Source organism: Archangium sp. (assembly GCF_036277355.1).
Lineage (GTDB): Bacteria > Myxococcota > Myxococcia > Myxococcales > Myxococcaceae > Archangium.
The window spans coordinates 1-13,386 of record NZ_DASUNC010000074.1 but is presented as its reverse complement, the minus strand read 5'-3'; the positions used below and the strand labels follow the sequence as shown (position 1 = coordinate 13,386).

Genomic DNA, 13,386 nt, shown 5'->3' with positions numbered 1-13,386 from the left:
CATGAGTCTGCCGGCACAGGGGGCCGTGGTCTCTCCCATCGCGCAACGCCGTCTCGAGCTGGCGAGCCAGTTCCACGGACGTGTGTCCGAGCTGCTGCGCCTGGACCCGGGCCGGGTGCGCTTCTCGCTGGGAGTCTCGCTGGCGGAGCTCCGGGTGCCCTTCCACATCACCCCCGAGGCCGCCGCGCTCTTCTCGCAGGGCGCGCGCCAGCTCGCGGTGATGTTGCTGTCGAGGCACCGGGAGCTGGTCTCCGCCGGGGAGTTCGATCGCTTCCTGCTGGTGGAGGAGTACGCCACCCTGCCCCCGCTGCCGCCGACGCTGTCACCGGGCACGGGCGGCCCGGACACGCGAGCCACCGCGGACCTGGCCACGCTCGCGCACCCGCTGCTCCCCGGTGGCGTGATGGCGGCCTGGCTGGGGCCGGGAGGTGGAGGACGCTCGCTGGTGGCGCTGGTCATCGAGCTGATGCGGCGGGCCTTCACGGAGATGAAGGAGTCGCGCGGGCGCGAGGAGACCCCTGCCCTGGTGGCACTGATGCTGTCCTCGCTGCTGCCGGGCGTGGAGGGCGCGCTGCGCACCCTGGAGCTGCCCGCCTCGGTGCAGCGCCAGCTGGTGACGGCCACGGGCACGGGCCTGTTTCTCGCCCTGCGGCTGGGCGTGGAGCGGGCGGTGCGTGAGGGCCAGCCCACCCCGGAGCTCGCCGCGCGCATCGAATCCGCGCTGGGACCCATGGCGGTGCTGGGAGGCACACGGCTGCTGCTGACGGGTGGCTCCACGCTCTACGGCTGCGAGCTGCTGGCCGGAGTCCCCGATGCCGAGAAGCTCGTGGCCCAGTACCCCGGCGGCCTGCCGGTGGACACGGTGCGCGCCACGCTCGAGCAGGTCATCTCGAAGGACGACGTGATGGCGCGCAGGGCCGAGCTGGCGGTGGGCGTGAGCGCCTTGCGCGAGTCCCTGGTGCGCGCGGTGCGCCTCGGCGAGGGCGGCGGCTTCCAGGGGGCCCTGACGGAGTACCTGCGGGCGCTCGCCACACGCCCGGCCGAGCTGACGGCCCTGCTCGCCGAGGACAAGGAGCGCAAGCACCTGACGAAGGAGCTGCGCACCTACGCGGAGACGCTGAAGGGCCCGCCGGCCGAGGCGCTGAACGACCTGGCGGCCCGGCTCAAGGAGTACTCGCCCAAGGAGCCCGCGGCGGCCGCGGGGCTCGCGCGCGCCAGGGCCCACGCCTGCTACGCGAGGGCCGCCACGGCGTTCGTCTGCGACCTCTGGCTGGAGCGCTCCCTGTTCCCGCTGCGGCGCATGATGGAGGCACGCACCGGCGAGGAGGTGGAGGGCGGGCTGGAGGCGGAGTACCAGGCCGGGCGGCTCTACCTGCTGTCCACGAGACAGGGGCCCCTGCTGCGCTCGGCGGTGAGCGCCCCGGTGGCGCACCTGTTCGTGGACGTGAAGGACTTCACCCGGCGCACGCAGCTGCTCGGCGGCGCGGCGATGGCGGACTTCCTGCGGCGGGAGTTCTACCTGCCCATCCTCGCGGACGCGAAGGCGCTCTACGGGGGCATGTCCCAGCTGTCCGACCGGGGCGGCGTCTCGGTCAACAACCTGCTCGGAGACGCGCTCTCGCTGAGCGGGACGGTGGACCGGTTGGTGACGCTCGCGGTGGGAATCCGCCGCCAGCTGGTGTCCTACGAGAAGCGCCTGGCCCAGGCCATCTCCCGCGAGCAGGTGGAGGCGGGGCTGAAGGCCATCGAGGAGGAGTACGAGCGCAAGCTGCAAGCGGCCCGTCCGGGCGTGCGCGCCATCATCCAGCGGGAGAAGGAGGGGGCGCTGGCACGAGGCCGGGGCGAGGGCCTGGAGGCGGGCGTATTCGTCTCGTACGGCCCGGCGCCGCTGGTCATCACCCTGGAGGACGACGTGTTCGGCCTCTCCAAGGTGGCCATCGCGGATCGCATCAACGAGAGCGCCCGGGGCACGGCGCGCTCGGGGGCGGCGAGGGCGAAGGCGGACGCGCTGCTCGCGCAGGAGCGGCAGCGGCGGGGCAATCCCGCGCTGGCCCACCCGTGGCTGGTGTTCGTGGGCGCGCCGTTGTCCGTGCACGTGCCCTACTCCGCCGAGGCCGAGGCCCGCGCGGCGCTGAAGGCCGGCGACATGGAGGCAGCGAGACGGGCGCTGGAGCAATCGCTCCGGGACGCGCTGGAGGACGCCGCGAAGCAGGGAGAGGACGCGCCGGGAGACATCTACAACGCGGGCGTCGCGGTCTCCGAGGAGACGCTGCTGGCCTACCAGGAGACGCTGGGGGATCAGCGCTTCTTCCGCCAGCTCGAGGTGGAGCCGCGGACGCTGCACCCGGAGCTCCACCAGCGCTACTTCTTCCCGCCCGAGCCCCTGAAGCTGACGGTGGGCTTCCACCCGACTGGCGAGCTGGCGGAGGTGTTCCGCTTCGCCGGCCGGGTGATGTTCAAGGGACTCGAGCGCAAGGGCGGGATGGGAGTCTGGGAGCTCGTGGACGAGCACGGCGTGGGCCGGCTCTTCGCGCGGCACCACGCCTCGGAGTGGCGCCGGACCCGCTGACGCGAGGCCCGATTACAGCCGCTGCAGGGAGAAGCGCGAGCGGACCTTCATGCCGCCCATGCCGCCCATGGACTGGTCCATGACCTGGGTGCCCTCGATGCGGACGAGCCGGCCGGCCGCCACGTCGAAGCCGCTGGTCACGTCCACGTCCACGTTCATGCCCATGGCCCCGCCCGCGCCGCCGCCCTGGCCCGGCTTGCCGCCGCCCATGTTCATGCCGCCGCCCATGTTCATGCCACCCATGGCCTGGGCGCCGCCCTGGTCCTCGTCACCGGACTCCACGTCGGCGCCGCCGAGCTCGCTCTCCCCGGCCGCCTCGGCGGGGACCTCGGTCTTCTGGGCCACGGTGGTGCGCAGCTGGGCCATGTTGTTCTCGATCTCCCCGAGCGTCGTCGCCATGGCGCCCATGGGGGTGGTCACCTCGTAGCGGCCGCCCGGCGCCATGTCGCCCTCGGGGAGCACCATCATGTCGAAGATCTGCTTCGGCAGGACGTCCACGGAGGGATCCTCCTCCTTGATCTTCACGGCCTTGAGCGCGGGAGGCGGCGCCTTCTTCTCCGTCATGGCCAGGGAGACGGTGCCGCTCTTCGGATCCACCGCGGCCACCACGTCCACGCGCGTGTCACCCGCGGTCATCGAGGCGCTGGCGCCCTTGGGCCCGGCCTTCAGGTCGTGCACGCCCACCACGGTGCGGCCTTCCTGGATGTAGACCGTCACCATCTTGAAGAACTTCGCGTGGCCCTTGCGATCCACCTCCGCCTTCACCTTCTTGGCGGCGGGGGGAATGTTGTCGATGGTGGTGACGCGCTTGTCGGCGCCGACCAGCTCCATCTTCTCCAGGGTGAGCTCCACCTCGGCGGTGCCGTCCGGACGGACGGAGAGCACCTTCTGGCTGAAGACGGACTGGACCTTCATGCGCACGTTCATGCCGCCCTTGCCCATCTCCATGCCGGGCATCTGCATGCCCATGCCGGGCATCGCGCCCATGCCGCCGGGCATCTTCATCTCGATGGTCGAGTCATCCTCGTACTGGAAGCGGTGCACGTCCCCCTTCTTCCACTGATAGTTGAGCTCCACGGCGGAAGCGGAGCCAGAGGCGAACAGCACCAGAGCGGCGGCGAGACTGCGGGAACCAAAGCGCATGGGGAAACCCCCCTCCCAGGGGATGCGGGTGGGCCCTCGAGCCCACCTCGTGCTGCGGGATTGTCTTGGATGGCACTCAGGACGTCGAGCCGCCGGAATTATTCAGCGGCACGTGCCCACGAGGGCTCCGCGCGCCTAGACTGGGGCGCGTGACGGACACGCCCGACACCCTCCTCGACGGCACCCACACCGTGCTCACGCCCGAGTACGTGGAATTCCGCTTCACGCTCGCGGGCCTCTACGCGCGCTTCCTCGCGTGGCTGATGGACGCGCTGCTCGTCGCGGGCCTCACCATGACCCTCCTCCTCGGGCTGAGCGTGACGATGCTGGCCTTCCCCGGCTTCGCCAGCGCGTTGGGGTTCGTCCTCTACTTCCTGGTGGACTGGGGCTACGGCATCGCCCTGGAGACGGCCTGGAGCGGGCAGACGGTGGGCAAGCGGGTGATGGGCCTGCGCGTCATCCAGCAGAGCGGCGTGCGCATCGGCTTCTACCATGCCGCGCTGCGCAACCTGGCGCGGCCGGTGGACAGGCTGCCCTTCTTCTACCTGGTGGGCGGGGTGACGGCGCTGCTGTCCGGCTCGCAGCAGCGGCTGGGGGACATGCTCGCCGGCACCATCGTGGTGCGCGAGCGCCGCCTCAAGGCGCCCTCGGCCCTCGAGGCCTCCGTGGACGAGGGGCTGCTGGCGGATCCCCTCTTCGTCTCCCGGGTGAAGCGGCTGAGCGCCGAGGCGCGGGAGCTGGTGCTCTCCGCGGCCCTGCGGCGCGAGGAGCTGCGGATGGAGGCCCGCCTGCGCCTCTTCTCCGCGCTCGCCACGAAGCTGCAGGAGCTGCTGGCCCTGGAGAAGCCGGCCCACCTCTCGGACGAGAAGTGGACGCTGCTGGTGGCCACGGCCCTGCTGCCCTCCCCCGGCGCACGGCCGAGGGGCACGGTGCGTGCGGTGGCCTGGGACTAGAAGTAGACGGACGCGCTCGCCGACAGGATGAGCGACGTCTGCACCCGCTCCGACAGCGACAGGTAGGCGTTGAACTGCCCCCGGGCGCCCAGGCTGATGGAGTCCGACACGAAGAACTCGATACCCACGTTGGGGCCGACGCCGAAGAAGTTCGACTCGCCCTGCTCCTTGAAGACGTGCAGGTAGCTCAGGTCCGCGCCCACGTAGGGCCGGATGGACTCCTCGAAGAAGAGGTAGCGGATGCCGAGCGACGGGGCCAGGCCCACCACCCGCTTGCCGGTGATGGGATCCTCCGGGAAGGAGATCTTCGTCAGCGAGACGGCCTCGAAGCCGCTCTCGATGTAGAGGGTGGCGTCGAAGCCGATGAACGCGGTGCTGTTGAGGCTGGCCGTGTTGTTGAAGTTCATGTAGCCCAGCGACAGGCCGAGGCTGCGGTTGGCGAACTGGGCGTGGGCGGGGGCGGCCGCGAAGAGGGCCACCGAGAGGCCGAGGGCGAGCAGGAACGAGCGCATGGGCCCGGACTCTAGCGTCCCCGGGTGGCGGCTAAACCACTGAAACCGCACGGAAACTCCGGGCCGGGGGGCGTTGATCCGGGAGGGGGGCCTCTCCTACACTCCCACCCCGTCATGCGTTCCCTCCGCTCCGCCCTCGCCATCCCCCTGCTGCTGGCCTCCGCCTGCGTCACCACCCCGCCTCCGTCCGACCGGGCCCTCGTGAACAACGAGCTGTGCACGCAGGAGATCGCCAGGGGAGACCTCAAGCAGGCCGAGGTGTATTGCGACCTGGGCCTGGAGTTCGCTCCCCAGTACGCGGACCTGTGGGCCAACAAGGGCCTCATCGCCATGTACTCGGGGAACAAGAAGCTGGCGCGCGAGCACTTCATCAAGGCCATCCGCTTCAACCAGGATCACGCCGCCTCGTACATGAACCTGGGCAAGCTGTACCTGGACGAGCAGGCCTACGGAAAGGCCCACGACAGCTTCCAGCGCGCGCTGAAGGTCAACCCGGACTACGTGGAGGCCCGCTACAACCTGGGGCTCACCTTCATCAACCTGAACAAGCTGGACCGGGCGGAGAAGGAGTTCCTCACGCTGCTGGTGGTGGATCCCAACAACGCGCAGGCCCACCATGACCTGGGCATCATCCGCTACCGCCAGGGCAGCCTGGATGAGGCCGCGGCGGAGATGATGAAGTCCGTGCAACTGGCGCCCAACCTGAACCCCGACTGGTGGAACAACCTGGGCGCGGTGCAGATGGAGCTGTCCCGCTACGCGGAGGCCGTGGAGTCCTTCGCCAGCTGTGTGGCGATCAAGCCGGATCACGCGGTGTGCCTCAACAACCTGACCATCGCCCGGAAGAAGGCGGCCCTGGTCGACTCGGGCCTCAAGCAGTTCCGCGACACGCAGAAGGCGGAGAACAGCGCGGAGTCCCTCTTCGTGCTGGCGCGCAAGTACAAGGACGAGGGGCTGCTGGCCGACGAGGAGCGCACCTACAAGGAGTGCCTCAAGCGCGATGGCAAGTACGCCCCCTGCCACTACGGACTGTTCGAGATCTACTCGACCGGCCAGAAGCGCCAGCACGCGGAGGTTGCGTGCAAGAACTTCCTCAAGTACGGCTCGGTGGAGGATTTCCCCACGGAGTCGGAGACGTGCGAAAAGTTCCTCAGCGCGAAGTCGTACTAGCGTGCGCCCGGAACCCCGCCCCCCGCCATCGCGATGAGCGTCAGGCTAACGGTCAAGCAGAGCAGTGAAGCCGGTGCCAAACCCACCGAGCTCGTCCTGGACGATGCCGTCATCACCCTGGGCCGCGACAAGGGCTGCCAGGTGGTGCTGGCGCAGCAGGCCGTGTCGCGCAGCCATGCGCGCATCACCCAGGAGGGCAACCTCTTCTTCCTGGAGGATCTGGGCAGTGCGTACGGCACCCAGGTGAACGGCAAGCCGCTGCCCAAGGGCGAGAAGCGGCTGTTGCGCAACGGTGACGTGATCGTCATCGCGCAGTTCGACGTGCGCTTCGACAAGGTGGCGGATCTGCCACACGACGTGGAGTCGCAGAAGACGTCCTTCGTGGCCCGCAACATGGTGAAGGACGTGATGCGGGGCCTGTCGGGTGGCGAGGAGCGCTACCTGCGGGTGATGAACGGCCCGCGCGAGGGCGAGCGGCTGGAGGTCAACGACGCGCAGGAGTTCACCATCGGCCGGGACGACTCGGCGGACGTCATCTTCCGGGACGATCTGATCTCCCGCCGGCACGTGAAGGTGCGGCGCGACTGGTCCGGCACGCACGTGGAGGACCTGGGCAGCCGCAACGGCATCAAGGTCAACCGCAAGCGCATCAACCGCAAGACGCTCAAGGACGGGGACGAGCTGGAGGTGGGAGGAGTCCGCTTCGTCTACGTCTGCCCGTCCGAGGCGCCGGAGGAGCAGGCCGAGGCATTGGCGGCGCCGGTGGTGGCCACGCCGGACGGCGAGCCCAGCGCGAAGACGCACCCGCTGCCGGCCACGCGCGAGCGCACGCCGTCGGGGAAGCGTTCCGCGGCGTCCACGGAGAAGCCCGCGGACGAGTCACCGGAGCCCGAGCAGGAGGCCGCCGCAGAGGAGCCGGCGGCCGGGCAGGAAGCCGCGGCCCAGCCCGAGCCGGAACCGGTCGCGGAGCCTGAGCCTGCCGTGGAGGAGCCGGTGAGGCCCGCGCCTCCGCCACCCGTACGCCGCAAGGAGCCGGAGGACGAGGTATCCGGGCTGGACGTGAAGCGCTACATCCCGCTGGTGGCGCTGGGAGTGATCTTCCTGATGGCGGTGGGCGTGCTGATCGCCCTGTTCGTGGGCGTCTGAGCCAACTCCCTCTCCCACCGGGAGAGGGTCGGGGTGAGGGTATCGGGAGTACCCGGGTTCCCCCCTTACCGGATGGAGATACGGGCCACCGGCTGGATGTTCAGCTCGGGGGACAGCTCCTGGAAGCTGACGACGGAGAAGGGCGGGTTGAACTCGTACTCGAGCAGCTTGCGGACGTAGCGCCGGATGTCCATGGCGGTGAGGATGACGGGGCGCTGCGCGCTGGGCGGCAGGTGGCCGCACTCGGACTTCACGGCCTGGACGATCTCCTGGGCGATGTCCGGCTCGAGGGCCAGGTGGGTACCGGCGGAGGTGCGCTTGATGGAGCCGCGGATGGCCTCTTCAATCTGCGGATCCAACAGGTAGACCACGAGCGTGCCCGTGCCGCGGGCGAACTTGTGGGACACGTAGCGCCGCAGGCTGGAGCGCACGTGCTCGGTGAGCATGACGTTGTCGGCCTCGACCTGGCCGTACTCGGCCAGGGACTGGAGGATGCCGCGCAGGTCGCGGATGGAGATCTCCTCCTCCACGAGGCGCCCGAGGATGTCCGTGAGCTTGAGCACGGTGACGACCTTGGGCACCACTTCCTTGACGATGGCGGGGAAGGCCTTCTCCAGCTGGTCGAGCATCGACTGCGTCTCCTGGACGCCGATGAACTCGCGCGCCTGGCGGCGCAGCACGGCGGCCAGGTGGAGGATGATGTAGCCGGGCACATCCCAGGTGGTGAGACCGGCGGCCTCGAGCGTGTCCTTGTGCTGCTCGGGGACCCACGCGGCGGCCTGACGGGTGGCGGGGTTGACGGCCTCGAAGCCCTGGATGTTCATCAGCTTCAGGCGCTCCACCGTGTCGTTGACGAGCACGTGGCCCAGGGTGGCCTGGCCCGTCACCACGGGGACTTCGTTGATTTGAATCTGGTAGGCGCCGGGAGGCAGGTTCGAGTTGCCGCGGGCGCGCACGCCCGGGAAGCGCACGCCCATCTCCACGAAGAGGCCGTCGCGCATGAAGGGGATGAGCTCGAAGAGGAACTTGCCGTTGTCCTGGCGCGAGTCCACGTAGGGCACCAGGGCGTCGGAGACCTCCAGGACGATGGGCGTGACGACGGGGATGAAGAGCTCGGAGTCCGGGTTGATGGCCTCCTTGGGCTGCGGCTCGGTGGCCGCGGGCACCTCGCCCTCGGGGGTCTCGCCGGTGAGGCCCGCCGCCTCGCCCGCCGCCACCGCCTCCTCCTTCTTCAGCATCTTCCAGGAGCCGTAGCCGGCACCGGCGGCCAGCAGGAAGAAGGGAATCTTGGGCAGACCGGGGATGAGGCCGAGCACCAGGAGCATGCCCGCGGCGATGGCGATGGCCTTCGGGTAGGCGGTCAGCTGCGCGCCCACGTCCTTGCCCAGGTGGTTGCCCTCCTCGTCGCCGCCCACGCGCGTCACGATGATACCGGCGCAGGTGGAGATGAGGATGGCGGGGATCATTCCGACCAGACCGTCACCGATGGTGAGCAGCGTGTACTTCTGCGCGGCGGCGCCCACCTCCATGCCCTTCTGCATCACGCCGATGACGAGGCCACCGACGATGTTGATGACGGTGATGATGATGCTGGCGATGGCGTCGCCCTTCACGAACTTCATGGCGCCGTCCATGGCGCCGAACAGCTGGCTCTCGCGCTCCAGGTCTCGGCGCTTGCGCTTGCCCTCCTCCTGGTCGATGGAGCCGGCGCGCAGGTCCGCGTCGATGGACATCTGCTTGCCGGGCATGGCGTCCAGGGTGAAGCGCGCGGCCACTTCGGCGACGCGCTCGCTGCCCTTGGAGATGACGATGAAGTTGACGATGACGAGGATGACGAAGATGACCAGACCGACGACCATGTTGCCGGCCACCACGAAGTGACCGAAGGCCTCGACCACCTCGCCCGGATCGCCCGTGAGCAGGATGAGGCGCGTCGTGGAGATGGTGAGCGCCAGCCGGTACATCGTGGTGATGAGCAGCAGCGTCGGGAACACCGACAGCCGCAGCGCCTGGGGCACGTACAGGGAGATGAGCAGCAGCACCACCGAGATGCTGATGTTCAAGGTGAGCAGCACGTCCAGCAGCATGGGCGGCAGCGGGACGATCATCATCCCGATGATGGCCACCACCACGCACGCCAGGACGATGTCGGAGTACTTGGACAGGAAGCTGTTGCTGTTGCTCTGGGCGGACATTCAGTCCGCGAGCCTAGCGAAACCCGCTTACTTTCCCAAGTCTCCACCCCTCGCCATCCGCCACGAGCATGCGGCCAGGCGAGCCGGCCCGCGCCACCGGCCGGGTGCGCCCCCTACTCCTGGGACTCGCCCCCGGCGTCATCCCGCTGGGCCTCTTCGGCGCTCTGGCGCGCCGCCGCGGCCAGGACACGCGCACGCTCGGTCAGGGGATCCTTGTTCTCCGGATCCAGGTCCACCACGCGGGTGAAGTCATGGACGGCTTCCAGGATGTTGCCCAGGCGCAGGTGGACCTCGCCGCGGTTGATCAACGCCGCGGTGTCCGAGTCATTGAGGCGGATGGCCTCGTTGAAGTGCCCCAGCGACTCGTCGAGCTCGTCCACCGCCAGACAGGTGGCTCCCAGGGCCGTGCGGTAGTAGCCCTCCGTGGGATCCAACGCCGAGAGCTCCTGGAAGATGACACGAGCCTCGTCGTAGCGCCCCTGCTCGTACATCTGGAAGCCCTGCATCGCGTGCTGGAGCAGGTCGGGCGTGGAGACTTCGGGATCGGAGTTCGCCATGGTGGGTGGGGACAGGACGGAAGAAGTCAACCTGGATGCTACTACGAGCCTCCGAACCGACGGAAGCTCCCTACCGGAATTACAGGACAGGTCTCACAGGAACGTCCTCCCGGGACGGACCTTCCGTAAGATGGGGCGCATGGAACTCGCGCGCGCGCAGGAAATCTTCGAGCAGCTGTACTCGGGCTTCTCCGGCTACGACATCGCCCGGCAGGAGAAGGAGCGGTTGGGAAAGCAGGAGGCGGCCACCACCTACGGGGAGGTGATTCCCACGGCCTTCCATGACGTGATGCTCGCGGCCGCGCCGCAGGCGGGCGAGGTGTTCTTCGACCTGGGCTCGGGGACGGGCAAGGCGACCCTGCTGGCGGCGCTCGCCTTCCCGTTCCGCCGGGTGGTGGGCATCGAGCTGCTCCCCGGACTGGGGGACGCGGCCCGCAGGGTGCTCAGCCACTACAACGCGGAGATCCGCCCCCGCCTGGGGCCGGAGCACCAGGAGCAGCGCATCGACTTCATCGATGGGGACTTCCTGGTGGAGGACCTCTCCGAGGCCGACGTGCTGTTCGCGCATGGCACCTGCTACGGGCCGGAGCTGATGGGCAAGCTCACCCACAAGCTGGAGGAGCTCAAGCCGGGCGCGAGGGTCATCATGGCCGGACAGACGCTGGCCTCCCCCGAGCTCGTCTTCCAGAAGATGAAGGTGATGAAGACGGATTGGGGCTCGGCGCTCGCAGCGGTGTACAAGCGCCGGTAGGCCCCTGCCGTGCGGCGGGGTTACTTCGCCTTCCCCGCCTTCTGCAGCATGGTCAGGGTGGCGCGGGCGCGCCTGGTGTTCTCGCGCTTGGCCTCGGGATCCAGCTTCAGCGCGGTATGGATGTCCTGGAGCGCCCCATCCACGTTGCCCTCGCGCAGCAGCAGCTCGCTGCGGCCCACCAGGGCGTCCACGTTGGCGATGTTGAGCTCGAGCGCCCGGGAGTACTCCTCCTTGGCCTCGGCGTACTGCTCCAGGTGGGCGTAGGTCGACGCCAGGTTGCAGTGGAAGACGCTGTCGTAGGGGGAGGCCGCCACCAGACCCTTGAAGATGTCCAGGGCGTCCTGGAGCTTGCCGGTCTTGAGCAGGTCGTGACCGCGCGTGGCGATCTGGTAGAGCATCTCCTGGGACAGGCCGAGGAACTCGGCCGGAGTGATCTCTCCGACGACGAGCTTTTCACCGAGCTCTTCCGAGATGACGCGCGTGGTACCGGCGGGCTTCTGCGGGGTATTGCTCACGGGAGCACCTGTGGGGAAAAAAAAAGACGGGAGGGCCGCGCACGACCCTCCCGCCCGATGAGTCTAGACCAGAGCTCAGAACGTCCGGAAGCGGTTCTGGTTGATGCTCCGGGTGAGGTCGCTCAGGGACGACCACTTGTCCAGCATGCGGCCGATGTCCTCGAAGCTGTTCTTCAGGGTGCTCTGGCGGCGATCCACCCAGCAGCCACCGCGCGGGCCGTTGGTGGTGGGGCGCTCGAAGGGGTTGTGCTTCTCGAGCTTCTCGGTGAGCTTGCGCAGGGTGTCGAACAGCTTGGACATCTGCTTGAAGAGGTCGCCGAGCTTGCCGAGGAAGCCACCCGGCTTGGTGGTGTCGCCCGGCTTGGTGGTGGGCTTGGTGGTGCCGGGGGCCAGGTCGTTGCCGAGCTTGAAGGACTCGCCGCCGTTGTTGCTGCCGATGATCTCCTTGCCGGTGAAGGACCAGTCGTCGGTCTCCTTGCCCATGACGAACACGTCCTTGCCACCGAAGCTGTTGACGTTGGCGAAGCCGTCCTGGGTGACGGGGCCGGTCTTGCCCTTGCCCTTGTCGATGTCGGTGACCTGCACGCGGTCGTTGCCGGAGATGATCTCCAGCTTGGCGGAGACCGTCATGCCGTTGCCGTAGGGGGCGGTGGTGCAGTTGATGCGGGTGCCGTCGCCGAGCACGAAGGTGCTGTCGCGCTTGAAGTCCCACTTGCCACCGTCACCCTCGTCCACGTGCGGGTCGCCCCAGACGCGGGTGTTCTTGCCGTCCGGACCGGTGATCTTCCACTCGAACTGGCTGGTGGCCTCGATCTTGTAGCCGCCGGGGGTGGTGATGACGCCCTTGGAGTCCGTCTTCAGGCTGCCGGAGGGGTGGGAGGAGTCCGAGGGAGCCGGAGGGGTGGGGGTGGCGGGACCACCGTTGCCGACGACCGAGCGGAAGATGTCCATGATGGACCGGTCGGTGCGGAACACATCGGTCTCGACCGTGTTGTTGGCGGCGTTGGCGGCCGTGGTGGCGGCCGTGGTCTGAACCTGGCCGGCGTCCTTGGTGGCACCCAGGGTCTGCAGTTCGGCCGTCGTGGTCCGGGCCGTGGTCACAGGGTTCGGAGAACCACCGATCTTGGTCGACATGATGTTTCGTCCTTTCTTTCTCAGGCGCGCAGAAGGCTCTTCGCACCAGGTCAGAACTTCGGGTTGTGGGGGTGGCGCCGAAGCGCCGCCCGCTGTGCTTCAGTTATTTCCATTATCGAGCCACCCCACCAAAGGTTTCCTGTGGACTTACGGAATTGATTTTTCCGCCCAGGAAGCCCCTGCCGTCCCCCAGGGTCGCGAGTGGAAACCACGGGTCGGGAGGCCGTCAAGCCCGGCACCCCGGGAAAAGGAGGCTCCAAACGAAACCGGCCCCGCCCGGCCCTCTCTGGAGAGGGGCCCCGCGAGGCCGTTCGGGATGCCTGGCTGACTGGCGCTCCATCTTCCGCCGAGGCCGTGGACGATGGCGCATCGGTGGAGCGCGAGCAGGTGATTCATCCTCCGAGGAGGGAGCTCCAGGTGCGCGCCATCGCCTCTTCGGAATTTCCCGGGGATTTTCCGGAGCATTTTCCGGGGCAGGCAGCCGCGGAGGAGACGCGCAGCGGCCACCAGGGGGAAGTGCGGACGCGAGGCCCCAAAAAACGAAACCGGTCCCGCGAGCCCTCTTATCGAGGACCGCGAGACCGGCTCGGACTACCCGATTGCCAGGGGCTCTATTCGCCTCTGGCGCTCTATCAGCCGCCGATGTTGCGGATGACGGACATCGCCATCTCGTGCATCTGCTTCATCATCTGCGTGATGAGCTGGGTCAGCTCCTGCTCCTTCTGCATCTTCATCTGCGCC

The 13,386-nt window shown here is 68.5% G+C and carries 11 protein-coding genes; 5 read left to right on the top strand and 6 right to left on the bottom strand.

The window, feature by feature from the left end:
- The first annotated feature begins 1 nt into the window (after window position 1).
- Complete coding sequence (locus VFZ09_RS19365) at window positions 2-2,569, top strand: hypothetical protein (RefSeq protein WP_329729089.1); 2,568 nt, start codon at window positions 2-4, stop codon at window positions 2,567-2,569.
- A 12-nt stretch (window positions 2,570-2,581) separates the two neighbouring features.
- Here the strand turns inward: VFZ09_RS19365 and VFZ09_RS19360 are convergent, their stop codons facing one another.
- Window positions 2,582-3,712, bottom strand: coding sequence for a hypothetical protein (locus tag VFZ09_RS19360; RefSeq protein WP_329729088.1), 1,131 nt, complete (start codon window positions 3,710-3,712; stop codon window positions 2,582-2,584).
- Between the two features lie 149 nt (window positions 3,713-3,861).
- Between VFZ09_RS19360 and VFZ09_RS19355 the strand changes: the two genes are divergently transcribed.
- Window positions 3,862-4,665: an RDD family protein gene (locus VFZ09_RS19355; RefSeq protein WP_329729087.1), complete on the top strand. Its 804-nt coding sequence runs from the start codon at window positions 3,862-3,864 to the stop codon at window positions 4,663-4,665.
- Here VFZ09_RS19355 and VFZ09_RS19350 read toward each other — a convergent pair.
- Window positions 4,662-5,177, bottom strand: coding sequence for an outer membrane beta-barrel protein (locus VFZ09_RS19350; RefSeq protein ID WP_329729086.1), 516 nt, complete (start codon window positions 5,175-5,177; stop codon window positions 4,662-4,664). The genes VFZ09_RS19355 and VFZ09_RS19350 overlap by 4 nt on opposite strands.
- A 114-nt stretch (window positions 5,178-5,291) precedes the next feature.
- On the opposite strand from VFZ09_RS19350, the gene VFZ09_RS19345 reads away from it, so the two are divergent.
- Both VFZ09_RS19345 and VFZ09_RS19340 read left to right on the top strand, forming a co-directional pair.
- On the top strand, window positions 5,292-6,347 hold the full coding sequence (locus VFZ09_RS19345; protein WP_329729085.1) for a tetratricopeptide repeat protein: 1,056 nt from the start codon (window positions 5,292-5,294) through the stop codon (window positions 6,345-6,347).
- A gap of 33 nt (window positions 6,348-6,380) precedes the next feature.
- Window positions 6,381-7,493, top strand: coding sequence for an FHA domain-containing protein (locus VFZ09_RS19340; RefSeq protein ID WP_329729084.1), 1,113 nt, complete (start codon window positions 6,381-6,383; stop codon window positions 7,491-7,493).
- A 65-nt stretch (window positions 7,494-7,558) separates the two neighbouring features.
- Here the strand turns inward: VFZ09_RS19340 and sctV are convergent, their stop codons facing one another.
- Both sctV and VFZ09_RS19330 read right to left on the bottom strand, forming a co-directional pair.
- Complete coding sequence (gene sctV / locus VFZ09_RS19335) at window positions 7,559-9,688, bottom strand: type III secretion system export apparatus subunit SctV (RefSeq protein ID WP_329729083.1); 2,130 nt, start codon at window positions 9,686-9,688, stop codon at window positions 7,559-7,561.
- 113 nt (window positions 9,689-9,801) lie between these two features.
- Complete coding sequence (locus VFZ09_RS19330) at window positions 9,802-10,245, bottom strand: tetratricopeptide repeat protein (protein ID WP_329729082.1); 444 nt, start codon at window positions 10,243-10,245, stop codon at window positions 9,802-9,804.
- 139 nt (window positions 10,246-10,384) lie between these two features.
- On the opposite strand from VFZ09_RS19330, the gene VFZ09_RS19325 reads away from it, so the two are divergent.
- Window positions 10,385-10,996, top strand: a complete 612-nt coding sequence (locus tag VFZ09_RS19325; RefSeq protein ID WP_329729081.1) for an SAM-dependent methyltransferase — start codon at window positions 10,385-10,387, stop codon at window positions 10,994-10,996.
- A 20-nt stretch (window positions 10,997-11,016) separates the two neighbouring features.
- Here VFZ09_RS19325 and VFZ09_RS19320 read toward each other — a convergent pair whose 3' ends face one another.
- Together VFZ09_RS19320 and VFZ09_RS19315 are read right to left on the bottom strand one after the other, a co-directional pair.
- Window positions 11,017-11,511, bottom strand: coding sequence for a tetratricopeptide repeat protein (locus VFZ09_RS19320; protein ID WP_329729080.1), 495 nt, complete (start codon window positions 11,509-11,511; stop codon window positions 11,017-11,019).
- A 75-nt stretch (window positions 11,512-11,586) separates the two neighbouring features.
- Window positions 11,587-12,645, bottom strand: coding sequence for a DUF1521 domain-containing protein (locus VFZ09_RS19315; protein ID WP_329729079.1), 1,059 nt, complete (start codon window positions 12,643-12,645; stop codon window positions 11,587-11,589).
- Between the last annotated feature and the right edge of the window lie 741 nt (window positions 12,646-13,386).

What these genes read in the sequence shown, in the direction of transcription:
- VFZ09_RS19365 (WP_329729089.1), top strand. Translation starts at nt 2, where the DNA reads ATGAGTCTGCCGGCACAGGGGGCCGTGGTCTCTCCCATCGCGCAACGC.
- VFZ09_RS19360 (WP_329729088.1), bottom strand. Translation starts at nt 3,712, where the DNA reads ATGCGCTTTGGTTCCCGCAGTCTCGCCGCCGCTCTGGTGCTGTTCGCC.
- VFZ09_RS19350 (WP_329729086.1), bottom strand. Translation starts at nt 5,177, where the DNA reads ATGCGCTCGTTCCTGCTCGCCCTCGGCCTCTCGGTGGCCCTCTTCGCG.
- VFZ09_RS19345 (WP_329729085.1), top strand. Translation starts at nt 5,292, where the DNA reads ATGCGTTCCCTCCGCTCCGCCCTCGCCATCCCCCTGCTGCTGGCCTCC.
- VFZ09_RS19340 (WP_329729084.1), top strand. Translation starts at nt 6,381, where the DNA reads ATGAGCGTCAGGCTAACGGTCAAGCAGAGCAGTGAAGCCGGTGCCAAA.
- sctV (WP_329729083.1), bottom strand. Translation starts at nt 9,688, where the DNA reads ATGTCCGCCCAGAGCAACAGCAACAGCTTCCTGTCCAAGTACTCCGAC.
- VFZ09_RS19330 (WP_329729082.1), bottom strand. Translation starts at nt 10,245, where the DNA reads ATGGCGAACTCCGATCCCGAAGTCTCCACGCCCGACCTGCTCCAGCAC.
- VFZ09_RS19325 (WP_329729081.1), top strand. Translation starts at nt 10,385, where the DNA reads ATGGAACTCGCGCGCGCGCAGGAAATCTTCGAGCAGCTGTACTCGGGC.
- VFZ09_RS19315 (WP_329729079.1), bottom strand. Translation starts at nt 12,645, where the DNA reads ATGTCGACCAAGATCGGTGGTTCTCCGAACCCTGTGACCACGGCCCGG.